At 72.3% G+C, this 23,984-nt stretch carries 19 protein-coding genes and 1 pseudogene; 9 read left to right on the forward strand and 11 right to left on the reverse strand.

Features of this window, described 5'->3' with window-relative positions:
• Window positions 1-31: 31 nt before the first annotated feature.
• Window positions 32-3,157 (reverse strand): efflux RND transporter permease subunit, encoded by a 3,126-nt coding sequence (locus tag ACYU7H_RS03625; protein ID WP_460812558.1) that lies wholly within the window; start codon window positions 3,155-3,157, stop codon window positions 32-34.
• 6 nt (window positions 3,158-3,163) lie between these two features.
• Window positions 3,164-4,315, reverse strand: coding sequence for an efflux RND transporter periplasmic adaptor subunit (locus tag ACYU7H_RS03630; protein WP_460812559.1), 1,152 nt, complete (start codon window positions 4,313-4,315; stop codon window positions 3,164-3,166).
• A gap of 172 nt (window positions 4,316-4,487) precedes the next feature.
• Between ACYU7H_RS03630 and cysK the strand changes: the two genes are divergently transcribed.
• Complete coding sequence (gene cysK / locus ACYU7H_RS03635; RefSeq protein ID WP_460812561.1) at window positions 4,488-5,447, forward strand: cysteine synthase A; 960 nt, start codon at window positions 4,488-4,490, stop codon at window positions 5,445-5,447.
• A 73-nt stretch (window positions 5,448-5,520) separates the two neighbouring features.
• Here cysK and ACYU7H_RS03640 read toward each other — a convergent pair whose 3' ends face one another.
• A complete protein-coding gene (locus tag ACYU7H_RS03640) occupies window positions 5,521-6,531 on the reverse strand; it encodes a class I fructose-bisphosphate aldolase (protein WP_460812562.1) in 1,011 nt (336 codons plus the stop codon).
• A gap of 91 nt (window positions 6,532-6,622) precedes the next feature.
• Window positions 6,623-8,107, reverse strand: a complete 1,485-nt coding sequence (gene pyk, locus ACYU7H_RS03645) for a pyruvate kinase (protein ID WP_460812563.1) — start codon at window positions 8,105-8,107, stop codon at window positions 6,623-6,625.
• A 167-nt stretch (window positions 8,108-8,274) separates the two neighbouring features.
• Here pyk and ACYU7H_RS03650 point away from each other — a divergent pair.
• Window positions 8,275-8,448 (forward strand): annotated as a pseudogene (locus ACYU7H_RS03650) (HupB); the annotation flags it as partial.
• Window positions 8,449-8,510: 62 nt separating this feature from the next.
• Here the strand turns inward: ACYU7H_RS03650 and ACYU7H_RS03655 are convergent.
• Both ACYU7H_RS03655 and ACYU7H_RS03660 read right to left on the reverse strand, forming a co-directional pair.
• Window positions 8,511-10,832: a tetratricopeptide repeat protein gene (locus ACYU7H_RS03655; protein ID WP_460812565.1), complete on the reverse strand. Its 2,322-nt coding sequence runs from the start codon at window positions 10,830-10,832 to the stop codon at window positions 8,511-8,513.
• Window positions 10,833-10,837: 5 nt separating this feature from the next.
• A complete protein-coding gene (locus ACYU7H_RS03660) occupies window positions 10,838-12,763 on the reverse strand; it encodes a DUF3857 domain-containing protein (RefSeq protein ID WP_460812566.1) in 1,926 nt (641 codons plus the stop codon).
• A gap of 276 nt (window positions 12,764-13,039) precedes the next feature.
• Between ACYU7H_RS03660 and ACYU7H_RS03665 the strand changes: the two genes are divergently transcribed.
• Window positions 13,040-14,362: a short-chain fatty acid transporter gene (locus ACYU7H_RS03665; RefSeq protein WP_460812568.1), complete on the forward strand. Its 1,323-nt coding sequence runs from the start codon at window positions 13,040-13,042 to the stop codon at window positions 14,360-14,362.
• Window positions 14,359-14,958 (forward strand): GNAT family N-acetyltransferase, encoded by a 600-nt coding sequence (locus ACYU7H_RS03670; RefSeq protein ID WP_460812570.1) that lies wholly within the window; start codon window positions 14,359-14,361, stop codon window positions 14,956-14,958. Before ACYU7H_RS03665 ends, ACYU7H_RS03670 begins: the two co-directional genes overlap by 4 nt.
• Here ACYU7H_RS03670 and ACYU7H_RS03675 read toward each other — a convergent pair.
• The 3 genes from ACYU7H_RS03675 to gap form a co-directional block, all read right to left on the reverse strand.
• Window positions 14,939-16,117, reverse strand: a complete 1,179-nt coding sequence (locus ACYU7H_RS03675) for a phosphoglycerate kinase (RefSeq protein ID WP_460812571.1) — start codon at window positions 16,115-16,117, stop codon at window positions 14,939-14,941. The genes ACYU7H_RS03670 and ACYU7H_RS03675 overlap by 20 nt on opposite strands.
• Window positions 16,118-16,185: 68 nt before the next feature.
• The gene (locus ACYU7H_RS03680; protein WP_460812572.1) at window positions 16,186-17,904 is read right to left on the reverse strand and encodes a sensor domain-containing diguanylate cyclase; all 1,719 of its coding nucleotides are present in this window, start codon (window positions 17,902-17,904) and stop codon (window positions 16,186-16,188) included.
• 61 nt (window positions 17,905-17,965) lie between these two features.
• Window positions 17,966-18,970 (reverse strand): type I glyceraldehyde-3-phosphate dehydrogenase, encoded by a 1,005-nt coding sequence (gene gap / locus ACYU7H_RS03685; protein ID WP_460812574.1) that lies wholly within the window; start codon window positions 18,968-18,970, stop codon window positions 17,966-17,968.
• A 113-nt stretch (window positions 18,971-19,083) separates the two neighbouring features.
• Here gap and ACYU7H_RS03690 point away from each other — a divergent pair, with 113 nt between their 5' ends.
• Window positions 19,084-19,980, forward strand: a complete 897-nt coding sequence (locus ACYU7H_RS03690; protein ID WP_460812575.1) for a S1/P1 nuclease — start codon at window positions 19,084-19,086, stop codon at window positions 19,978-19,980.
• Here the strand turns inward: ACYU7H_RS03690 and ACYU7H_RS03695 are convergent.
• Together ACYU7H_RS03695 and ACYU7H_RS03700 are read right to left on the reverse strand one after the other, a co-directional pair.
• The gene (locus ACYU7H_RS03695) at window positions 19,977-20,441 is read right to left on the reverse strand and encodes a protein tyrosine phosphatase family protein (protein ID WP_460812576.1); all 465 of its coding nucleotides are present in this window, start codon (window positions 20,439-20,441) and stop codon (window positions 19,977-19,979) included. The genes ACYU7H_RS03690 and ACYU7H_RS03695 overlap by 4 nt on opposite strands.
• A 189-nt stretch (window positions 20,442-20,630) precedes the next feature.
• Entirely contained in the window at window positions 20,631-20,975 is a 345-nt protein-coding gene (locus tag ACYU7H_RS03700) for an ArsR/SmtB family transcription factor (RefSeq protein ID WP_460812578.1), read from the reverse strand.
• Between the two features lie 97 nt (window positions 20,976-21,072).
• On the opposite strand from ACYU7H_RS03700, the gene ACYU7H_RS03705 reads away from it, so the two are divergent.
• From ACYU7H_RS03705 to ACYU7H_RS03720, 4 genes are all read left to right on the forward strand, one after another.
• Entirely contained in the window at window positions 21,073-21,936 is an 864-nt protein-coding gene (locus ACYU7H_RS03705) for an MBL fold metallo-hydrolase (protein ID WP_460812579.1), read from the forward strand.
• Window positions 21,936-22,361: a YeeE/YedE family protein gene (locus ACYU7H_RS03710; RefSeq protein ID WP_460812580.1), complete on the forward strand. Its 426-nt coding sequence runs from the start codon at window positions 21,936-21,938 to the stop codon at window positions 22,359-22,361. Before ACYU7H_RS03705 ends, ACYU7H_RS03710 begins: the two co-directional genes overlap by 1 nt.
• On the forward strand, window positions 22,358-22,783 hold the full coding sequence (locus ACYU7H_RS03715; RefSeq protein WP_460812582.1) for a DUF6691 family protein: 426 nt from the start codon (window positions 22,358-22,360) through the stop codon (window positions 22,781-22,783). The genes ACYU7H_RS03710 and ACYU7H_RS03715 overlap by 4 nt, the downstream gene beginning before the upstream one ends.
• Before the next feature lie 240 nt (window positions 22,784-23,023).
• The gene (locus ACYU7H_RS03720) at window positions 23,024-23,773 is read left to right on the forward strand and encodes a sulfite exporter TauE/SafE family protein (protein ID WP_460812584.1); all 750 of its coding nucleotides are present in this window, start codon (window positions 23,024-23,026) and stop codon (window positions 23,771-23,773) included.
• The last annotated feature ends 211 nt before the right edge of the window (window positions 23,774-23,984 follow it).

The raw sequence follows: 23,984 nt of genomic DNA on the forward strand, positions 1-23,984 counted from the left end.
GCCCGCGGGGCGCCAATAGGTGAGGCGCGCTTCAGGCGTGGCCGCCGACCTCCGGGGTCTCCGCCTCCTGCTTCGCCAGCCGCCGGGCCAGCGCCCGCGGCGAGCGCGTGCGCGGCGCCAGCAGCATGTAGAACGCGGGCACCACGAACAGCGACAGCAACGTGGAGAACGCGACGCCGAAGAGGACCACCACGCCGATGGCGGCGCGGCTCGCCGAACCCGGTCCGCCGGCGACGATCAGCGGGACCACGCCCATCATGGTCGCCACCGAGGTCATCAGGATCGGCCGCAGCCGGACGGCGGACGCCTCGACGATGGCCTCGCGCACCGACGCGCCGTCGTCGCGCAGCTGGTTGGCGAATTCGACGATCAGGATGCCGTTCTTGGCCGCCAGCCCCACCAGCATCACGATGCCGATCTGGCTGAACAGGTTGAGCGTCCCGCCGGTGACCGCGATGCCGATGAGCGCACCCAGCACCGCGAACGGCACGGTCAGCATGATGGTGAGCGGGTGCGCGAAGCTCTCGAACTGCGCGGCCAGCGCCAGGTACACGATCAGCAGCGCCATCGCGAAGGTGAAGAAGACCGCGCCGCCGGCCTCGACGAACTGGCGCGACTGGCCCTTGTAGTCGAGCTGCGCGTATTCGGGCAGTTCCTCCTGCACGACGCCGCGCACCCACTCGAGCGCCTCGCCGAGCGGATAGCCATCCGCCAGTCCGGCCGAGATGGTGATCGCGCGCAGGCGGTTGAAGCGGTTGAGCTCGCCGGCCTCGGCGATCTCCTGGATCGTCACCAGGCTGGCGAGCGGCACCAGTTCGCCGGCAGCCGAACGGACGTACAGGCTGGCGAGGTCGGACGGCGTGCGGCGGTCCTCGCGGCCGGCCTGGACGACGACGTCGTACTCCTGGCCGTCGTCGACGTAGGTGGTCACGCGGCGCCCGCCCATCATCGTCTCGAGCGTGCGGCCGATCTCCGTCACCGACACGCCGAGGTCCGCGGCGCGCTGGCGGTCGATCTCCACCCGCATCTGCGGCCGCGTCTCGCGGTAGTCGGAGTCCACGCCGTACAGGCCCGGGTTCTGTTCCATGCGCGCCATCAGGCGGTCGCGCCAGGCGGCGATCTCTCCATACTCCGGCCCGCCGAGCACGATCTCCACCGGCTGCCCGCCGCCGCGCACCAGCCCGCCGCCCACCCGCGGCATCGCGCGCACGCCGGGCAGCGTGCCCAGCTCGGCGCGCAGCTCGTCCACCACCTCGTTCGTGCTCACCTCGCGCTCGTCCCACGGGCGCAGGAACACGATCACGTTGCCGGTGTGCATCTCCTCGCTCGCGCCCCAGCCGCCGGGAACGCGGGTGTTGGCGCGCTGGATCGGACCGCCACTGGCGACGAAGTCGCCGAGCACCGACTCGATCTGCTGCATCTGCCCGACCGTGTAATCGAAGCCCGCGCCTTCCGGACCGGTCACCGACACGAAGAACGCGCCGCGGTCTTCCGTCGGCGCCAGTTCCGACGGCACCCAGCGGAACAGCAGCGCCCCCACGACCACTGCCGCCAGCAGCACGCCGCCGAACAGCCAGGTGCGGTCCACGTGCCGCTCGATGATGCCGCGGTAGCCCGTGGTCACCTTCTCCAGCCGCGCGTGGATCCAGCCGTCCAGTCCACGTCCGTGCTCGCGCCCGTGCGGCCGCACGAGCTTGGAGCACATCATCGGGGTGAGCGTCAGCGCGACGAAGGCGGAGATCGCCACTGCACCGGCCAACGCCACCGACAGCTCGCGGAACAGGCGGCCCGTGTCGCCCTCCATGAAGCCGACCGGCAGGAACACCGCCACCAGGACGGCCGTGGTCGCGATCACCGCGAACGCGACCTGCGCGGTGCCGCGCTTGGCCGCGACCAGCGGGGGTTCGCCCAGGTCCACGCGCCGCTGCACGTTCTCCAGCACCACGATCGCGTCGTCCACCACCAGGCCGATGCACAGCACCAGCGCCAGCAGGGTCAGCAGGTTGATCGAGAAGCCGAAGGCGTAGAGCGCCATGAACGAGGCGACGAGGCAGACCGGCACCGTCACCGCCGGGATCAGCGCAGCGCGCGCGCTGCCGAGGAACAGCCAGATCACGATCAGCACCAGCACGATCGCCTCGGCCAGCGTCAGGTAGACCCGCTCGACCGCCGCGCCGATGAACACGGTGCTGTCGAACGCCACGAAGATGTCGGTGCCCCCGGGCAGCGTCTGCTGGATGCGCTCGGCCTCCGCGCGCGCGGCCCGTGCCACTTCCAGGCTGTTGGCCGTCGATGTCTTGACGATGCCCAGGCCGATGTTCGGTTCGCTGTTGCTGCGGTAGTAGGCGCGGCGTTCGGACGTGGCCAGCTCGACGTCCGCCACGTCGTCCAGGCGCACCACGTAGCCGTCGGCGCCGCGACCCAGCGGCACGCGCTGGAAATCCTCCGGCGACAGGTAGCTGCGCGCCACGCGCAGGGTGAAGTCGCGGTCCTCGGACTCCAGCCGGCCCGCCGGCAGTTCCACGTTCTCGCGCCGCAGCGCGTCCTCGACGTCGGAGGCGGTCAGTCCGCGCGCGGCGAGCGCCTCGCGGTCCAGCCAGACGCGCATCGCGTAGCGCTGCTGCCCGCCGATCCGCACCTGGGCGACACCGTCGAGCGACGCCAGCCGGTCGACGACGTAGCGGTCGGCGTAGTCCGACAGCGCCAGCGTGTCCATGCGGCTGGAGCTCATGTTGAGCCACATGATGGTCTCGGCGCTGCTGTCGGCCTTCTCGATCTCCGGCGGCTCGGCCTCCTCGGGCAGGCGGTCGAGCACGCGGCTCACCGCGTCGCGCACGTCGTTGGCGGCGGCCTCGATGTCGCGCTCGAGGGTGAACTCGAGCGTCAGGTCCGCGCTGCCGTTGCGGCTGCGCGATGACAGCGTGCGGATGCCCTCGATGCCGCTCACCGCGTCCTCGAGGACCTGGGTGATCCGGGTCTCGACCACGGCCGCGGACGCGCCCGGGTACGCCATTTCCACCGACACGATCGGCGGATCGATCGCCGGCAGTTCGCGCAGCGTGAGCCGCGAGAACGCCATCACCCCGAGCACGACCAGCAGCAGGCTCAGCACCGTCGCGAAGACGGGCCGCTCGATCGAGACCTCGGACAGGCGCATGGCCCGTCAGCCCCCGGCCGGCTGCACGGCCGCGCCGTGGCTGGCGCCGCCGCCCTCGTCGGTCGGCGCGCCCTCGCGGCCCGCCTCCACCACCCGCACGCCATCGCGCAACTTGCCGGTGCCGTCGACCACGATCCGGTCGCCCGCCGCCAGGCCGGACGCGACCACCACGGACCCCGCCTGGCGGCTGCCGGTCTGCACCGGCGCGCGCTCCACCACGCCGTCTTCGCCGACGCGGAAGACGAAGCTCTCGCGGCCGACCTGCACCACCGCGATCTCCGGCACGACCAGCGCGTCGCGCGCCGGCTGCAGCAGCCGCACTTCCATCAGCATGCCGGGCCGCAGCCGCTGGTCGGGATTCGGGAACTCCGCGCGCACGGTCAGCGCGCGCGTCTGCGGATCGATGCGCGTGCCGATCGTCTCGACGTCGCCACTGAACTCCAGGGTCGGCCACGCGGCGCTGCGACCGATCACGCGGTGGCCGGCGGCGACGGACGGGAGCGCCTGCTCGGGCACGGGGAAATCGACGTGCACGCGGTCGATGGCGTCGAGCGTCGCGATCACGGTGCCCGGCGTCACCAGCGCGCCGGGACTGACCTGGCGGATGCCCAGCACGCCGGCGAACGGCGCGCGCACCACGCGGTCGCCGAGCTGCGCGCGCACCTGCGCCACGCGGGCGCGGGCGGCGTCGCGCGTCGCGCGCTGGGTGTCGAGCTGCGCGCTGGCCACGAGCTGCTGGCCGGCCAGGCCCTCGAGCCTTCGATACAGCCGCTCGGCCTCGTTCGCCGCGGCCTGCGCCTCGGCGAGCGCGGCCTGCTGCTGCGAACCGGAGAGGGTCACCAGCGGCGCACCGGCACGCACCGCGTCGCCACTGTCGAAGTGCACCCGCTCGACCGTCTCGCTGACCTTCGCGGTGACATCCACCGACTCGAGCGCCTTCACCGTGCCGACGGCCTGCAGGCTGTCGTTCCATTCGCGGCGGGCCACCTCGGTGGTGGTGACGGGAATCGCCGCGTCGCGCGCCGCGCCGCCCTCCGCGCGCGCCGCGTCGCGCCCGCAGGCGGCCAGCGCCAGCACCAGCGGCACGAGGACGAGGACGAGGAATGGCGGCACCCTGGCCGGCCTTGGGGCCGTGGCGCCCGATGGAGACGTGGTCATCCCGGGATTCTAGCCAGCGCCTCGGGCAACGCCCCGTGACCTTGGTCAGGGCCGGCGCGCCGCATGCATGGAACGCTGCGTTCCGTGTCGCCGTTCGACCGGCGGCCGTCCCGCCACGGTCGCCGCGTTGTGCCATCGTGCGCAGACCCGCCCGCCCCCCCCGGAGCGTCCCATGACCGTCCACGAGAGCATCCTCGACACCATCGGCGGCACGCCGGTGGTCCGCCTGCAGCGCGTCGCGCCCCCGCATGTGCGGATGTACGCGAAGGTCGAGTCCTTCAACCCCGGCGGCTCGGTCAAGGACCGGCTGGCGATCGGCATCATCCTGGACGCGGAAGCGCGCGGCCTGATCAAGCCCGGCGACACCGTGGTGGAGGCGACCTCCGGCAACACCGGCGTCGCGCTCGCGATGGTGTGCGCGGCGCGCGGCTACAGGTTCGTGGCGACGATGTCGGAGACGTTCTCGATCGAACGCCGCAAGCTGATGCGCGCCTATGGCGCCAAGGTGATCCTCACGCCGGCCGCCGAGCGCGGTAGCGGCATGGTGCGGCGCGCGGAGGAACTGGCGAAGAAGCACGGCTGGTTCCTGGCCCGCCAGTTCCAGAACCCGGCCAATCCCGCGTACCACGCGCAGACCACCGGCCCGGAGATCCTGCGCGACTTCGCCGGCCAGCGGCTGGACTGGTTCGTCACCGGCTGGGGCACCGGCGGCACGATGAGCGGCGCGGGCAAGGTGCTCAAGGCGGCGCGGCCCGACCTGAGGATCGTCACCTGCGAACCGGCCGGCGCGTCGCTGCTCGCCGGCAAGGAGTGGAACCCGCACAAGATCCAGGGCTGGACGCCGGATTTCGTGCCCGAGGTGCTGGACCGCGCCATCTACGACGAGAACCTGCCGATCGACGACGTGCTCGCCCGTGACACCGCGCGCCGGCTCGCGGCCGAGGAAGGCCTGTTCGTGGGGATCTCCGCCGGCGGCACGGTGGCGGCGGCGCTGCAGGTCGCCGGACGCGCGGACGAGGGGGACGTGATCCTGGCGATGCTGCCCGACACGGGCGAGCGCTACCTGTCGACGTTCCTGTTCGAGGACGTCAACGAGGGCTCGGACGAGGACTGGCTCGCCGGCCTGCCCTGAGCACGGCGGCCTCGCAAAAAAAAAGACGCCGGCCTCCGGCCGGCGTCCCTCTGCAACTCCCGGGCGGTCCGCGTTACGCGGCCTGGCCCCACTTGCCCTGCGCGGCCAGGCCGTTGTCGCGGGCGCGGGCGAACACCGTCTCCTGCGCCTTGCCGATGTTCGCGGCGATGTCCTGCGACCACAGCTTGAGCGCGGCCGACTGCATCGCGCGGCCATAGGAGAACGACAGCGGCCACGGGTTCGGGCCCATGCGGTTCATCATGTCCAGGTGCGCGGTGGCGTCCTCGTCGGACTGGCCGCCGGACAGGAACACGATGCCCGGCAGGATCGCCGGCACGGTCGACTTCAGGCACTGCAGGGTGGCGGCGGCGACCTCCTCGACACTGGCCTGCTCGTCGCTGTCCTTGCCCGGCAGCACCATCGAGGCCTTCAGGATCGTGCCCTCGAGCAGCACGTTGTGCTCGTAGAGCGCGCCGAACAGCGAACGCAGCACGACCTCGGTCACCTCGAAGCAGGTGTCGATGTCGTGGCTGCCGTCCATCAGCACCTCCGGCTCCACCATCGGCACCAGGCCCTGCTCCTGGCACAGCGCCGCGTAGCGCGCCAGCGCGTGCGAGTTGGCCTCGATGCAGGTGCCCGACGGGATGTCGTCGCCGATGTTGATCACCGCGCGCCACTTGGCGAAGCGCGCGCCCAGCCCGTAGTACTCCTTCAGGCGGTCGCGCAGGCCGTCCAGGCCCTCGGTCACGACCTCGCCCGGGAAGCCGGCCAGCGGGTGCGTGCCCCGGTCGACCTTGATGCCCGGGATCATGCCGGCGTCGCTCATCACCTTGGCGAACGGCACACCGGCCTTCGTGGCCTGGCGGATGGTCTCGTCGAACAGGATGGCGCCGGAGATGTGGTCGGACAGCTTCGGCGTGGTCAGGAGCAGCTCGCGGTAGGCGCGGCGGTTCTCCTCGGTGCACTCGATGCCGACGCCGTCGAAGCGCTTCTTGATGGTGGCGTTCGATTCGTCGATGGCGATGATGCCCTTGCCCGGGGCGACCATGGCCTGGGCGGTCTCGGCAAGCTGTTCGATGCTCATTGGCGTCCTGCGCTCGGTGCGGGGAAAGGCGGAATTATAGCCGCCGCCGCCCCCCGGCCGGACCCCGGGCCCCGTGCGCCCGTGGGCGCCCCTAGAGCTCGCCCAGCCCCTCCGCCCGCCCGCCGGGGCCGACCTGGAGCAGGCGCAGGGTATTCGTGGCCCCGTGGTGCTCCATGTGGTCGCCGCTGGTGAACATGACCCGGTCGCCGTCCGCCAGCAGGCCCTTGTCGAACAGCAGCTTCACCCCCTCCCGGGCGGCGTCCCGGGCGGCCAGGCCGCGGCTGTCGAAGTCCACCGGGAACACGTCGCGCATCAGGGCCATCTGGCGCCGCGCGCCCACGTGGCGGGACAGGCCGTAGATCGGCACGCTGGAGCGGAACCGCGACAGGTAGCGCGCGGTACCGCCGGACTCGGTCATGGCCACGATCGCGCGCACCTCGATGTGCTCGGCCAGGAACATCGCCGCCATCGCGATCGCCTGGTCGGCCCGCTGCAAGCCGCGCTGGGCCTGCTCGAAGTCGGTCTCGTGCTCGAACTGGGCCTCGGCGCCGGCACAGATGCGGGCCATCGCCTGCACCGCCTTGACCGGCCAGCTGCCGGCCGCCGTTTCCGCGGAGAGCATCACCGCGTCCGTCCCGTCGATCACCGCGTTGGCGACGTCCAGCACCTCGGCGCGCGTGGGCATCGGGTTGTCGACCATCGACTGCAGCATCTGGGTGGCGGTGATCACCACGCGGTTGCGGGCCAACGCCTCCCGGATGATCTTCTTCTGCAGGCCGGGCAGCGCCGCGTCGCCGATCTCCACGCCGAGGTCGCCGCGCGCCACCATCACCACGTCCGACGCGTCGATGATCCCCGCCAGGTGCTCGATCGCCTCCGCGCGCTCGACCTTGGCGACCATCGCCGCCCGGCTGCCGTGCGACTGCGCGACCCGGCGCGCCTCCGCCATGTCCTCCGCGTTGCGGCAGAAGGACACCGCGATGAAGTCCGCGCCCAGTTCGGCCGCCAACGCGATGAGCTCGCGGTCGCGGTCGGTGAGCGCGCCGAGCGAAAGGCCGCCCCCCTGCTTGTTCAGGCCCTTCCGGTCGGAGAGTTCGCCGTCGTTGAGCACGGTGGTGGCGATGCGCGCGCCCTCGACCTGTTCCACGCGCAACTGCACCAGCCCATCGTCGAGCAGCAGGACGTCGCCCGGGGCGACGTCGCCGGGCAGGCCGAGGTAGCTGACGCCGACCTGGCGCGCGTCGCCCGGCGGCGCATCGGGGTCGGCGAGCAGGTCGAAGCCATCGCCCTCCGACAGCCGGACGCGGCCTTCGGCGAACCGCTCGATGCGGATCTTCGGGCCCGGCAGGTCGACGAGGATGCCGACCTCCACGCCGACCCGTGCGGCCGCTTCGCGCACGGCCTTCGCGCGGCCGGCGTGGGAGGCGGCATCGCCGTGCGACAGGTTGAGCCGGACGACGTCCACGCCCGCCTCGATCAATGCATCCAGGACGCCGGGGGCATCCGTCGCCGGCCCGAGCGTCGCGAGCACGCGGGTGCGGGACCGCGAGGGAGTCGATCGATCGGGTTCGGTCATTGGCGCGTTCTGGCGCGGTTCCGGAGGTCCCGGAACGCTAGCACAGCGGGTTTGCCGGATTGCTTGAATACGTTTGCCGCGTGTGCATGCCAACGCCCTCCGGATTGACCCGACGCTTACGGCCTCCGGCCTAGCGTGCACCCCTCCCCCGACCGCAGGTGGCGACCATGAGCAAGGGTGACAAGTCGGCCTACACGGACAAGCAGAAGCGCCAGGCGTCCCACATCGAGCAGAGCGAGAAGAAGCAGGGTCGCTCGGAGGAGGACGCCGAGCGCATCGCGTGGGCCACGGTCAACAAGCAGGACGGCGGCGGCAAGAAGTCGGGAAGCGGCCGCAAGGGCTGATCCCACCCACGGTTCCGGTGGGCGGATCGCACGCCCGTCGGCGCGCGATCCGATGTCGCTCACTGCGGGATCGGTTCGACGTAGGCCTCGCGTGCGCGGTACAGCGCAAGCCGGCTGCCGAGGTCCTCGCGCATCGCTTCGATGGCGTCGGCGCGCGCCTGGTCGCCGGACACCTGATCGAACGCGGCCATGGCGTCGAGCGCGGCCTGCTGCACCCGGGTCGCGGACTCGAAGTCACCCGTGGCGGCATGGCACGCGGCGACCGTGTCGGTCTCGCCTGCGTCCAGCTCATGGTCCGCGTCCATCGCCAGCGCGATCTCGAGCCCGCGCTCGGGATCCAGGATCGCGGCGTCGGGCGAGGTGCACAGCGCCCAGGCATGGTTGTTGCGCGCGGTCAGGATGTCGTGCGCCTCGCCCTTCGCCCAGACGTCCAGGCCGCGCAGCCGCGCCTCGACGCTTTCGCCCTTGTAGTAGAGCCACGCGCCATAGTCGATGATCGCCGTGTCGTTGCCCGCCTCCACCAACGGGACGAGCCAGCGTTCGGCGGCATCCACGTCGGGCGCGCCGTGCGTGTCGTCGAGGTAGGACAGGCCGAGCAGCGCCTGCGACTGCGCATCCCCGCCTTCTGCATCCTCGAGGAGCCACGCGCGCGCCTGCGCGGGATCGCGCGGCATCCCGCGGCCCTCGAACGCGAGCCGGGACAGTTCGCGGCGGGCCGCGGGCACGTCGTCGAGTTCGGCCAGGGACTTCAGGATCCCGACGGCCTCCTCCAGCTTCGCGGGCGCGCCCGGATGGTCCTCGGAGATGAGCAGGGCGTAATCGAGGATCGCATCGGCATCGCCCGACCACGCAGGGGCCAGCAGCCAGGACTGCGCGTCCTGCCACTGGCCCGCATCCGCCGCGATCGACGCGCGCCGACGCGCGGCCGCGGCACTGCCGGCATGCGCCGCCGCCTCGAGCCGTTCCAGCAGCGCGGGGGTCGGCGCCCCCTTCACCGCCTCGAGTTCGCTCAGCACGGCCAGGCCCATCATCATCGCGTTGCCCGCCGCCGCCGCGTGGCCCATGAAGCCCAGCGCGAGCGGCTTGGCCTTGGCCTGGAACGCGTCCGCGGCTAGCAGCGCATGGCCCTCGCCGAGCGAATTGATCCCGGGCTGCGACAGGAACCGGGTGGCCTCCGGGTCGAACAGGCCCGCCTCGTCCGCGCGCAACGCGAGCAGGTGCAACCGCGCGTCGATCGATCCCGCCGACGCGGCCCGTTCGAGGCGATCGAGCAACCAGCCAGGCCGCAGGTCGTCGCCCCGGGACAGCGACCACAACTCGGAGAATTCGACCTCGGCCGTGCCCTCGCCTTCCCAGCGCGTCGCGGCCAGGTCGAGCAACCGCTTCGCATCGTCCTCGGACGCGGGCGAGCCGATGCCCTCGGCATGCGCGAACGCCATCAGCACCAGGACGGCGCCGTGCCGCGATTCCGCGCCCGGCAGGAGCGCCTCGAACAAGCCGTCGCCACAGCCCTCGAAGGGCGTCCGGACGCACAGGACCGCCCATGCCCGCGCCGACTGGATACCGCCGCGCTCCGCCGCCCGCTTGAGCGGGTCGCGCTTGGCCTGGTTCCCGCGGGCCGAAGCGGCCTCCACGAGCGCGAGCGCATCGATCGACGCGACGTCGCCGCCTTCGGCATGCGACCGGAGGAACTCGTTGGCGAGGGCGTGCCGCTGCGCGGGGAACCCGCTGTGGACGTCGCCGTGCAGCATCGCGTTGCCGGAATCCACGAAGTCGAACCGGAGCAGGCGTTCCTTGCCCGAATCCGGGTCGAGCGCCGCGACCACCAGCGGGAAATAGCGGGCCGGACGCGCGTCCTGGTAGTACTCGTAGAGGAACTCGAGGCCACTGGCCTTCAGCAGCGCATAGGGGTCCCTCGGCATGAGCACGCGCACGGGCATGCCCATGCGGGTGGCACCCGCGCCCGACAAGGCGTGGCGCGACAGGGCGGCGAACACCGTCGCCTCCTCCTCCGCCCAGGCGTCGTCGCCGATCGCTTCCGCGCACAGCATCGCGGCATGGCGCATCGCCAGTCCCACGGGCGCGCGTTCCACCGAGGCACGCAGGGCCTGCGCGTGGTCACGGCAGCGGTCGGCGTCCACGGCGCCGGCCTGGTAGCCCACGTCGTTCAACACGGCGTGGGCCGCGTAGACATCCTCCAGCGCCGCGCTCGAGAGGAAGCGGGTCCAGGCCGCGGCGGGGTCGGCCACGATTTCCTGGGGCGCCAGCGCGGGCGGCTGCGCGGCGGCCGGCAGGTCACCGTCCTCGGCCGCGGTCGCGGGGGCGGTCGCGCATGCGGCCGCGAATGCGAGCGCGATCGCCCGCAGGGCATGGGTCTTCATGGTGTTCACTCCATCGCATCCTTGAGCAGCGCCTCGAGCCGGCGCCTCCGCTCGGCCGCGTCCAGCGACGCGGGCGAGGCGTGGAAACCGAGCTCGATCCACAACGATTCGCGCGTCGCCTTCAGTTGGGACAGGTGCGCCGCGACGTCCTCCCGTGCGAGCTCCGTGCGCTGCACGTCCATCTCGTAGACCACCCGCGCGCCGTCCTCGGTCGGCTCAACCTCGCGCGAGTACGCATAGGCCGGCGAACGGTGCGACAGGGCCTCCCGCTTGAACGATGCCTCCCACGCCTCGGGCACGTCGATCTCGATCTCGTGCCGATACCGCGTCGGGTACGCCGCGAACTCGAGCGGACCCGTGCGCTCGACCGTGCGCGGAGATTCGGCGATCGGCTGCAGCGCCTCGGCCTGCAACGGCAGCACGTGGAGCGTGCGATCGACGCGCACCGGGGCCGCGAGCCGGTACCGCTCCTGCACCACGAACGCGTTCGCCGGGCGGTCGTCGCTGATGCGCATGGACTCGATCACCGACAGTTCGCCGTAGCGCCGCCGGTAGTAATCCGAGTAGCGCCGGGACACGTCCGTGGGTCGTTCCGACCCGATCGTGCGCCTCGCGCGGTCGGCGGCGCGTCCGCGGTAGGTCGTCCTGATCGCCAGTTCGACCGACCGGCCATCCTCGCCGACCTCGAACCGCTCGCGCGTGGTGATGGCGTTGTCGTGGCGTTCGGGCCGAGCGACCTCCTCGAGCGACGCGACGCCAGGCGCCACGGGCAACGCGAATCCAAGGTGGCTGGTGTCCGCCAGGCGCACGTCGCCGCCCTCCTGCGTGCGGGTCGGATCGACCCAGACGACGCCTTCCGGCAATTCGGCACGCACGATGACGTGGTCGAAGACCGCCGCGGTCGGCGCGAAATCGCGGATGGCGCGGCCGCGATGCGTGGACACGAGCGCGGGGACCGCGCGGATGCCGAGGCGGTCGAGGACGGTGACGAGCAGGTACGCCTTGTCCTTGCAATCGCCGTAGCGCCGGGTCCAGGTGATCGGCGGCGACACCGGCCGGTGGGTGTTCTCGCCCATCTCGACGCCGAAGTAGCGGACATCGTCCTGGACCGCGCGCAGCGCCGCCTGGAGCCGCGCGGCGGGATCATCGAGGACCTTCCAGCCGGCGACCAGGCCCTCGAGGTCGGCGGGGAGTCCATCGACCGGCGGATACAGCGGCAGCGCCCAGTCCACGACGTCGGACCAGTCCCGGCGGGCGGTGACCTGCGCCAGGGGGAACGGCTGGTACCAGCCCGGATAGCCGGACTCGTCCACCATCGCGGGCGAGGCATGCGCGTGCATCGACACCTCGACCGCGTCGGGCAGCGTGCGCACGACGGGGCGTGGCGCGCCGTTCTCGCGGTGGATGGCCGGGACGGTGCCCGGATCCATCAGCACCCGCAGGTGGGCGTCGAGCACGGGGTTGTGCCACGCGAAGGTCGCCCAGTCGCTCGCCTGGCCGTCCAGGATCGGGTTCGCGCCCGTGACCGTGTAGCCGACGTGCACCACGTCGCCGACGCGGATGTCCTGCAGGACCACCAGCGCGGTGACCTCGCCGTCGGACAGGTCGCGCTCGAACTCGCTCTCGCGTCGCGCGAGCGAAATGCCCGCCGGATCGAGCCGGTCGTGCCAGGCATCCCCGCGACGGACCCGCACGTGGTGGATGCGCAGCGCCTGGTGCCCCGGGCTGAAGCTGACGGAGAACCGGCCCGCGTCGCCGAGCTGCGAGGTCGACCTCGCTTCGTAGGCATGCGCGCGGTAGACCGCGTCGCGCCCTTCGCGCCGGTCGACCTGCGTGTCGTAGAGCCAGTAGCGCCAGCGTTCGTCGGCGGCGCCGGGCGCCTCGGCGGGCCACGCGTCCGGCACGTCGCGCTCGACGACGAATTCAGGCACGGGACCGATGGTGTAGGCGAATTCCCCGCTGCGATGCTCGATCACATCCGCGCGCGCGCCTGCCGCCCACAGCAGGCCGACCAACAACAATCCCCGCATTCCCCTGTTCCCGTCCCTGAGTCGTGTTCCCCGGGCGACAGCCTACCCCGCTTCCACGGCCGACGCGGTCCCGGACCGTGGCGTCGTCAGGGATATCACGCAAACGGACGCACGCGACGGCCAGCCGCGCGTTGTCTACGATGTCCGCCGGGGCACGCCGCGCGGGGGGAACACACGATGCTGGACAAGGTTTCCCGCCCTGCCGTGCGGCTCGTCGAACGCTGGCTCCCCGACCCCTACGTGCTGGTCCTGCTGCTCACGCTGGTCGCGGCCGGCGCGGCGATGGCGTTCGAGCAGCAGACGCCGCTGCAGGTCCTGCGGTTGTGGGGCGACGGCCTGTGGGGGCTGCTGGCGTTCTCGATGCAGATGCTGCTGGTGCTGGTGACCGGCTACATGCTCGCGAGCACCCCGCCGGTGCGCGCAGGGCTGCGGCGGCTCGCGGCGCTGGCGCGCGGCGCGGGCTCGGCCATCGTGCTGGTCTCCGTCGTGTCGCTGCTGGCGAGCTGGCTCAACTGGGGCTTCGGCCTGGTGGTCGGCGCCCTGTTCGCGCGCGAACTGGCGCGGCAGGTGCGCGTGGACTACCGGCTGCTGGTCGCGAGCGCGTACTCGGGCTTCGTCGTCTGGCACGGCGGCCTGTCCGGCTCGGTGCCGCTGGCCATCGCGGGCGAAGGGCACTTCATGGCCGACGCGATGGGCGTCGTGCCGACGTCGGCCACCATCTTCTCGCCCTGGAACCTGGCGATCGTCGCCGCGCTGTTCGTCGTCGTGCCGGTGGTGAACCGGCTGATGTTGCCGCCCGCGGAGGAATGGCGCGTGCACGCGGACGCGACGCCCGGGGACGACGCCGAGGCGCCCGCGGCGCCCGCGGCGGCGGACGGCACCCGCCTGGCCGACCGCCTCGAGCACAGCCGCCTGCTCGCCCTGGCGATCGGGCTGCCCGGCCTGGCGTGGCTGGCCGACCGCTTCCTGGCCGGCGGCCGGCTCGACCTGGACACCGTCAACTTCGCGCTGCTCATGCTTGCCATCGTCATGCACGGGACCGCGCGGCACCTGCTGGACAGCCTGCAGCAGGCGATCCGGGGCGGCGCGGGCATCGTCATCCAGTTCCCGTTCTACGCCGGGATCATGGCGATCATGGGCGGGTCCGGGCTTGCCGCGGACCTGTCGCGCGCGTTCGTCACGCTGGCGACCGCCGAGACCCTGCCGTTCTGGAGCTTCCTCGCCGGCGGCGTGCTCAACATCTTCGTGCCGTCCGGTGGCGGGCAGTGGGCCGTGCAGGCACCGATCATGGTGCCGGCCGCCGAGGCGCTCGGCGCGGACATGGCGAAGGTGGCGATGGGCGTGGCCTGGGGCGATGCGTGGACGAACCTGGTGCAGCCGTTCTGGGCGCTTCCGCTGCTTGCGATCGCGGGCCTGCGGGCGCGCGACGTCATGGGGTTCTGCGTGGTGCAGCTGCTGGTGACCGGCGTGGTCATCGGCATCGGATTGCTGCTGTCGTGAGCGGACACACGCCCGGTGACGACGCGTCCCTGCCGGTCCTGCACGGCGCGCGCGTGCGCCTGCGCGGTTTCCGGGACACCGACTTCCAGGCGCTCTTCGCGTTGCATTCCGATCCACGGGTGATGCGCTACTGGAGCTTCCCGGCATGGACGGATCCGGAACAGGCGCGCGAGTACTTCGCGCGCGGCCTGGCCGCGACCGATCCGGACGACATGCTGTGCTGGGTGGTCACCCCGGCGGAGGCGGACGTGCTCATCGGGACGAGCACCCTCGCCGCCATCGATCGCGCGCAGGGCCGCGCGGAACTGGGCTACGCGCTGGGCAGCGCCCATTGGGGACGGGGCCTCGCGCGCGAGGCGGTCGCGCTCGTGCTCGACCATGCGTTCGACACGCTCGGGCTGCGCCGGGTCGAGGCCGACATCGACCCGCGCAACGACGGGTCGATGCGCCTGGCGCGCACGCTCGGATTCCGGCAGGAAGGCCTGCTCCGCGAACGCTGGCAGGTCGGCGGCGAGACCTGCGACAGCGCCTGGCACGGCCTGCTCGCGCGCGAGTGGCGCGCGATCCGGGCGGACCTCAGGCCGCGCGTGCCCTGAGCGCGGCGACCGCCGGCAGCGTCTTGCCCTCGAGGAACTCCAGGAACGCGCCACCGCCGGTCGAGATGTACGACACGTCGCCGGCGATGCCGTACTTGTCCACGGCCGCCAGCGTGTCGCCGCCGCCCGCGATCGAGAACGCGTCGCTGTCGGCGATCGCGCGCGCCAGCACCTCGGTGCCCTTGCCGAACGCGTCGAACTCGAACACGCCCACCGGGCCGTTCCACACCACCGTGCCCGCCGCCTTGACCATCGCCGCGTAGCGCGTGGCCGTCTCGGGGCCGATGTCGAGGATCATGTCGTCCGCGCCGACCCGGTCGACCGGCTTCACCGTGGCCGGCGCATCGGCCTTGAATTCGGGCGCGACGACGACGTCGACCGGCACCGGCACCTCGGCGCCGCGCGCCCTGGCGTCCGCCATGATCTTCCGGGCCGTCTCGATGAGGTCGGGCTCGTACAGCGACCTGCCCACGGCATGTCCGGCCGCGGCGATGAACGTGTTGGCGATGCCGCCACCGACGATCAGCTGGTCGACCTTGCCCACCAGCGACGCCAGCAGCTCGAGCTTGGTCGACACCTTGCTGCCGGCGACGATCGCCAGCAGCGGGCGCGCGGGCGCGTCGAGCGCCTTGCCGAGCGCATCCAGTTCGGCCATGAGCAGCGGGCCGCCGCAGGCCACCTTCGCCTCGCGGATGACGCCATGGGTGGACGCCTGCGCACGATGCGCCGTGCCGAACGCGTCCATGACGAAGACGTCGCACAGGTCGGCATAGGCCTTCGCCAGCGTCGGGTCGTCCTTCTTCTCGCCGGCGTTCATGCGGCAGTTCTCGAGCATGACCAGCTGGCCCGGCCGAACCGGCACCCCGCCGACCCAGTCGCGCACCAGCGGCACGTCCATGCCCAGTGCCCGCGACAGGTGCGCGGCGACCGGCGCGAGCGAGTCCGTCTCGCTCCATTCGCCCTCCACCGGGCGGCCGCGGTGCGACATCACGATCACGGCCGCGCCGCGCTCGAGCGCCATGCGCAGCGTCGGCACGGCGGCGTCGATGCGCTGGGTGGAGTTGATGCGGCCCTCGGCGTCGATCGGCACGTTGAGGTCCTCGCGGACGAGCACGCGCTTGCCGGCGAGGTCGAGGTCGGTCATGCGGAGGATGGCCATCGGGCGGGTTCCGGGCGGATTCACGGGGCGCGCATTGTCGCAGGCGCGCCGTGCGCGGACAAAACCGCTCAACCGTGCAGGCGGTTCCTGCCGTCGTGCTTGGCCTGGTACAGCGCCCTGTCCGCATCGCCCCGCGCTCGGTGGATGTCGCCGTCGCGGCCGGGATCGGCGACCGCCATGCCGAAGCTCGCGGTCAGCACCCCGCCCGCGGCCGCCTCGTGCGGGATGCCGGCCGCCTCGATCGCGCGACGGGTCCGCTCGCCGACCTCGCGCGTGGTCCTGGCATCCGCGCCGGGCAGCAGCACGAGGAATTCCTCGCCGCCCATGCGCACGATCTCGTCGTCCGGTCCGCGCAGGGCGCCACGCACCGCACCCACGAGGCGCTTGAGGGCGGCATCGCCCGCGGGGTGGCCGTAGGCGTCGTTGAACTCCTTGAAATGGTCGACGTCCATGGCCAGCAGGCCGAGGCACGCCGCATTCGCGCGCAGTGCCGGCCACGCCGTCTCCATCCAGTCCTCCAGGCCGCGGACGTTCAAGGCGCCGGTGAGCGGATCGGTCCGGCTGACCCGGTCTAGTTCCTCGACGGCCTCGCGCAGTTCCTCCGTGCGAGCGGCCACTTCCTGCTCGCGCGTGGCGACCACGTCCTGGAGCGAGGCCGCCAGGCCGCGCTCGCGCGCCAGGGCCTCCTCCAGCCCCGCGTTGGCTTCGCCGAGCCGACGCGCGAGCGCGTCGATCGCGTCGGCCACCGGTGCCAGTTCGCGCGGCATCCGCGCGCGGCTCTCGTCCGGCAGGCGCTCGCCCGGCCCGAGGCCCGCCATCGCATCGAGCAGGCCGCGCATGCCGCCGGCCAGTTGGCGCAGCTGCCACCACGACGCCAGCAGGACGCCGGAAGTCACCAGCAGCAGGACCCCGAACAGCATCCAGCCCCGCGTCGCCACGCCCGACATCAGGCGCGACTCGCTCGCCGCCAGCACGAGCGTCCAGCCCGAACGCATCGGAGCGCGCGCGACCAGCGCCGGTTCCCCGCCCTCGAGCGCATGGGGCAGGGCCATCGCCGGCCGGCGACCGGTGACGGGCCCGAAGCGCGCGTCCAGGTCCACGTCCTCGAGGAATTCCAGGCCCAGGCCCGGCGTGGCCAGGATCACCTTCCCATCGCGGTCGAGGAGGGCGATGGCGTAACCGCGCTCGGTGAATGCCTTGCCGCCCTCGTGCAGGAGCGAGTCCACGCGGATCGAGCCTTCGACCACGCCCGCGAAGGCCCCGTCGCGCACGACCGGCGCGGAGATCGCCACGAGCGGGTCGTTGCCGAGGCTCCGCCCGCGGAAGGCGTTGGAAATGTGCGGCGCCAGCGTGCGCCGGGGCGTCTGGAAATAGTCGCGGTCCGCGACCCCGCCCAGCGGTCCCTCCGGGAGCCGTTCGCGCGGTACGACCGCGACGATGCGACCCTCCGCATCGGTGGCCAGCGCCGTGACCAGTTCCGGATGCCGCGCGCGCAGGGCGGCCAGGTCGGACGGCCAGTCCGGCGGCGAGGCCGAACGCACGTCGGCAAGCAGCGCCAGGCTGCTGAGCTTGCCCTCGAGCACCTGGTCCACGGCATCCGCGGTGACCACCGCGGAGGCCGACAGGCTCTCCTTGAGCCGGCGCTGCTCGTCGTTGTGCTGGTTGGCGACCATGAAGGCGCCGAAGATCAGCGCCGGCAGCAGCGATGCGAGCAGCAGCAGTCGCCCGAACGCCCGCCGGAGCGAGCGTCCGCGCGGTCGCGGGCCTGGTGCACCGGGAGCGGGCATGCGGGAACCGTAACCGGCCAGCGGGGCGCGCGCCATCACGCGCCCCGGGCGACCGCGGCGATCACGCCGCGGCGACGACCTTGGCCATCTCCAGGCACTTGTTGGAGTAGCCCCACTCGTTGTCGTACCAGCTCACCAGCTTGACGAAGGTGTCGTCGAGCTGGATGCCGGCCTCGGCGTCGAAGATCGAGGTGCGCGCGTCACCGCGGAAATCGGTGGCGACCACCTTGTCCTCGGTGTAGCCCAGCACGCCCTTCAGCGCGCCCTGCGACTGCGCCTTCATCTCCGCGCAGATCTCGGCGTAGGTGGCCGGCTTCCCGAGTTCGACGGTCAGGTCCACGACCGAGACGTCGGAGGTCGGCACGCGGAAGCTCATGCCGGTCAGCTTGCCGTTGAGCGCCGGCAGCACCTTGCCCACGGCCTTCGCCGCGCCCGTGGACGACGGGATGATGTTCTCGAGGATGCCGCGGCCGCCGCGCCAGTCCTTGTTGGACGGGCCGTCGACGGTCTTCTGGGTCGCGGTGGCGGCGTGCACGGTGGTCATCAGGCCGCGCTTGATGCCCCACTTGTCGTCGAGCACCTTGGCGACCGGCGCCAGGCAGTTGGTGGTGCACGACGCGTTGGAGATGATCGCCTCGCCGGCGTACGCCGCGTGGTTCACGCCGTAGACGAACATCGGCGTGTCGTCCTTGGAGGGCGCCGACATGATCACCTTCTTCGCGCCCGCGTCGATGTGCTTCTGCGCGCCATCCTTGGTCAGGAAGATGCCGGTGGACTCGATCACCACGTCCGCGCCGACCGCATCCCACTTCAGGTTGGCGGGGTCGCGCTCCTGGGTCAGGCGGATCGTCTTCCCGTTGACCACCAGGTTGCCGTCCCTGACCTCGACGTCGCCGTCGAAGCGGCCGTGCACCGAGTCGTAGCGCAGCATGTAGGCCAGGTAGTCCGGCTCGAGCAGGTCGTTGATCGCCACGACCTCGATGTCGTCGCCGAAATTCAGCACCGCCGACCGGAAAACATTGCGTCCGATGCGGCCGAAGCCATTGATGCCTACCTTGATCGCCATTGCGCGCTCCTCGGGGCCCGGCCAGCGGGCGGGGTGACGGACGTGCACGGTGGCCGGCACGCCGGAAAGCCCGCTATTTTAGCCCGCCGGACGCCCCGCTTCACCCCCGACCCATGCCCGAGACCCCGACCGCGCGCCGCGCCACCCCGACCCGCCCCGTCCGGCGCCTGCCTGCACTGCTGGCCGCGTTCCTGCTGCTGGCCGCCGGGCCCGCCGCCGCGTGGGGCAAGCTCGGGCACCGGCTGGTCGCCACGCTCGCCACCGAGGAACTGTCGCCCGCCGCGCGCGCCGAGGCCGCCCGGCTGATGGCGGGCGAGCCCGAGCCGACCCTGGCCGGCATCTCGACGTGGGCCGACCAGCTGCGCGAACACGACCCCGGGCTCGGCCGCCGTTCGGCGCCGTGGCACTACGTGAACCTCGGAGAGCACGGCTGCCGCTACGACGCCGCGACGGCCTGCCCTGGCGGCGACTGCGTGGTGGAGGCGATCCGCGAACAGGCGGCGATCCTCGCGGATCGTGCGCGCAGCGACGCCGAGCGCCTCCGCGCCCTCAAGTTCGTCGTGCACTTCATCGGCGACGTCCACCAGCCCCTGCACGCCGGGTTCGCCCGGGACCGCGGCGGCAACACGATCCAGGTCCGGCTGCCGGCGCCCTTCATCCCCCCTTACGCGAACGGCAACCCCGGCAGCAACCTGCACTCGGTATGGGACGGGGGCCTGCTGCACAGCGCCGGACTGGACGAGGACGACCTCCGCGAGCGCCTGCGCGCCCTCCCCATGGCCGTCGAGGTGGTCGATCCGGCCCTGCCGCCCCCTGCCGGGGACTGGGCCGGGGAGTCCTGCCGCCTGGTGCTGCAGGATGGCCTGGTGCCACCCGCCGCGACGCTCGACGTCGCGTACTACGCCACCTGGCGGCCGGTGGCCGAGGCGCGGGTCCGCATCGCGGCGAGCCGGCTGGCCGCCGTGCTGAACGCCGCGCTGGCCGGCGACCCGGCGTCCACCATCGATTAGCGGGTCCCGGCGGGCGCCAGCAGCTCGCGGACCCGGTCCTCCAGCCCCGTCAGGCCGGCCGCGCGGCCGAACTCAATCGCCTGTTCCGTCGACATGGCCCCCGACTGCGCCGCGCCCACGGCGAGCAGCGCGCCGACCCGGTTGCCTGACGCGCAATGCACGAGCGTGGCGCCCCCGTCCGTTTCCGATTCGAGCAGCGCCCAGAGCGCGCGCGCGGCCTCGGGCGTCACGCCCGCCGCGCCGTCGATGGGCATGGACAGGTAGCGAAGGCCCGCCGCCTGCGCCTCGCCGGCCGCGTCGCGGCCCGCCATTTCCTCCGCGGTCCGGAGGTTCACGACGGTCGTGACGCCGGCGCGACGCAGCCGCAGCCAGTCGCCTTCGTCGGGCTGCCCGCCGGTCAGCAGGTCGATGCGCGGCTCCTTGAATCCGGGCACGCGCGGGATGGTGTCCCGGGGGGGCATCGGAGTGTCTCCTCGGTCAGGGGATGGCGCGGATCGCGCCGCGCTGGCGGCGGTGGGTGGGATGGGTGGGTTGCCGGATGGCAGGGTTGCGGCGTGGCCGGCCGCCGGCGTGGCGGCGAAGGCGCGCGGCAGGGTCTGCCAGCCGATCGCGAAGGCCGTATCGCCCGGCGCCCAGCCAGGCGAGCCACATCACGGCGCGCCATCCGCGCAGTACAGCGCATGGAGGGTCTGCATCACCTGCAGCGCGGGGCCTTCGGCCAGTGCGTAGAACACCTGCTGCGCCTGGCGCCGGGTGGTGACGAAGCCCGCATCGCGGAGGATCGCCAGGTGCTGCGACAGGGCCGACTGCGACAGGTCGATGCGTTCGAGCAGCTGCCCGACCGACAGTTCGCCCTGCGCCAGGTGGCACAGCACGAGCAGGCGCTGCTCGTTCGCCATCGAGCGCAGCAGCGTGGCGGCCTCGCCGGCGTGCCTGGCCATGTCGTCCACGTCCACCGGCATCGGTGGCGGGACGGTCTGGTCGGTCGTGTTCATCCTGGAGGGTCCTCCGTCTGGACCCGGTGCATTATATTCGTATTTGCTAATTTAGCAAGTACTGTTATTCTTGTCGCAGTCACACCGGGAGGCACCCATGAACCCCGTCGTCCACGCCTTCTTCCACAAGGACAGCGGCACCTGGACCTACGTGGTCGCAGAGCCCGGCGGCAAGGCCGCCGCCATCGTCGACCCGGTCCTGGACTTCGATCCCAGGGCCGGCCGCACGTCCACCACGTCGGCGCAGGCCGTCCTGGACTTCGTCCGGGGGGAGGACCTGGCGGTCGAGTGGATCCTCGAGACCCACGCGCACGCCGACCACCTGAGCGCCGGCCATTGGCTGAAGGGCCGGCTGCCCGACGCGAGGCTCGCGATCGGCGAGGGCATCCGCACGGTGCAGAAGACCTTCCGGCCGATCTTCAACCTCGGGGAGCACTTCCCCGTGGACGGCTCGCAGTTCGACCACCTGTTCGCGGCGGACGAGACCTTCCACATCGGCACGCTCCAGGGCCGCGTGATCCCGGTGCCCGGGCACACCAACGACTCCAACGCGTTCCTGGTCGGCGATGCGCTGTTCACCGGCGACTCGCTGTTCATGCCCGATGGCGGCACGGCGCGTTGCGACTTCCCCGGCGGCAGCGCGCGGCTACTCTACCGCTCCATCCAGAACCTGTTCGAACTGCCCGACGCCACGCGCGTCTTCGTCTGCCACGACTACGGTCCCGGTGGCCGGGAACCCGCCTGCGAGACCACGATCGGCGAGCAAAAGCGCAGCAACATCCACGTGCATTCCGGCACCACGGAAGACCAGTTCGTGGAGATGCGCGAAACGCGCGACGCGTCGCTCGACATGCCGACGCTGATCCTGCCGGCGGTGCAGACCAACATCCGCGCCGGCAGCCTCCCGGACCCGGAGGACAACGGCGTCCGCTACCTCAAGATCCCGCTGGACCAGCTCTGATGCCCACCGATTTCACGCCTGTTTCCGCCCTGCTGGGCGGCATGCTCATTGGAGGCGCGGCCACGCTCCTGCTGTGGTCGCTGGGCCGCATCGCCGGCGTCAGCGGCATCCTCAACGGCGCGCTCGAGGAGCGTGTCGGCCGTGGCTGGCGCGTCGCCTTCCTCGCCGGGCTCGTCCTCGCGGCCGGCGCCTGGTTCGCCGTCTCGGGCGCGGTGCCCCGCGCTGGATTCCCGCTGCCCTGGCTGGTCGCCGGCGGCCTGCTGGTCGGCTTCGGCACGCGCCTGGGCAGCGGCTGCACGAGCGGCCACGGCATCTGCGGGCTCTCGCGGTTGTCGCCCCGGTCCATGGTGGCGGTGTGCGTCTTCATGGCCGCGGGCTTCGTGACCGTCTACGTGCTGCGCCACGCCGCGGGGGTGCTGGCATGAAGCGGACCCTGTACGCACTCGCGTCCGGCGCGCTGTTCGGCCTGGGCCTCGCGGTCTCGCAGATGACGAACCCGGACAAGGTGCTGAACTTCCTCGACGTGTCCGGTCGCTGGGATCCGTCGCTGGCGCTCGTGATGGCGGGTGCGCTCGCCGTCTCGCTGCCCGGCTACGCCTGGGTGCGGCGTCGCGGCGCGGCGTCGGCGTGCGGGGATCCGCTGCAGCTGCCGTCAGCCCGTCGGATCGATGCGCGGCTGGTGGCGGGCAGCACCCTGTTCGGCATCGGCTGGGGGATCGCGGGCTATTGCCCGGGACCCGCGTTGGCGAACCTGGCGCACGGCTCGCTGGAGGCGTTCGCCTTCATCGCCGCCCTCCTCGCCGGCGCCCAGGTCGCCCGCCTCGTCCCCGCGAAGGCCACCCCGTAGGCGCGCACCTCGGGACGCGACCCCACGCCATCCGGCCCTCCGTGTAGGAGCGCGCCTACGCGCGCGATGTCCCCGGGGCCGGGGTACGGCACGCGCCGTCGCGATGTCGACAGGTCACGCGGCTGCCGGCCCGACGCCCCGCGCCAACCATCGCGCGCGTAGGCGCGCTCCTACAGGGTGTGCAACCGGTTGGTTGGGCGAAACCCGCCTGGCGGGCGCGGCGTGCCCTAGCATCCCCGCATGGACTCCACCGTCTGGCTGCTCGCGGCGCTGTTCCTCGTGGTCGCGACGCTCTACTCGTCCGTGGGCCACGCAGGCGCCAGCGGCTACATCGCGGCGATGGCGCTGCTCGGCTTCGCCCCCGAGCAGGTGCGGCCCACCGCGCTCGCGCTGAACCTGCTGGTCGGCGGCATCGGCCTGTACCGCTTCTGGCGCGGTGGGCAGGTGCGCTGGCGCAACGTGCTGCCGTTCGTGCTGGCGTCGGCGCCCGCGGCGTTCCTCGCCGCGCAGGTGACGCTGCCGAGGGAACAGTTCTCCACCCTGCTCGGGATCGTGCTGCTGGTCGCGGCGATCGGCGTGTTCCGCCACGCGGCGCGCGCGACCGGCGAGGACACCGCCGCCGCGGGCCGACGCGTGCCCTGGCCTGCGGGCCTTGCAGCGGGCGCGGCCATCGGCGTGCTGTCGGGGCTGACCGGCACGGGCGGCGCGATCTTCCTCACGCCCCTGCTGCTGTTCGCGCACTGGATGCCGACGCGCGAGGCCTCGGGCACGTCGGTGGCCTTCGTCTGGATCAACTCCATCACTGCGCTCGCCGGCCTGCTGCTGGCGGGCGGCGCCTTGCCGGTCGCCCTGCCCGCCTGGCTCGCCGCGGTGGCGATCGGCGCCCTGGTCGGCACGCAGCTCGGCCTGAAGTGGCTGCCGGTCGAAATGTTGCGGCGGGCGCTCGGCGTCGTGCTGCTGGTGGCTGCCGCGAAGCTGCTGTTCACCTGAACCCGGCCGTGTCCAATGGCGGCGCCGCCCACACCCCGCCCCCGTAGGAGCGCGCCTACGCGCGCGATTGGGGCCGGTGGGTGACGCGTGCGCCCTGATCGCGCCTGTAGAGGCGCTCCTACGGGAGGTGGGGGGAACCCCTGTAGGAGCGCGCCTACGCGCGCGAATGGCGGAGGTTGAGAAGGGCGCGGTGACCGCGCCCGAGCTGCGT

The organism is Luteimonas pelagia, from assembly GCF_054776035.1.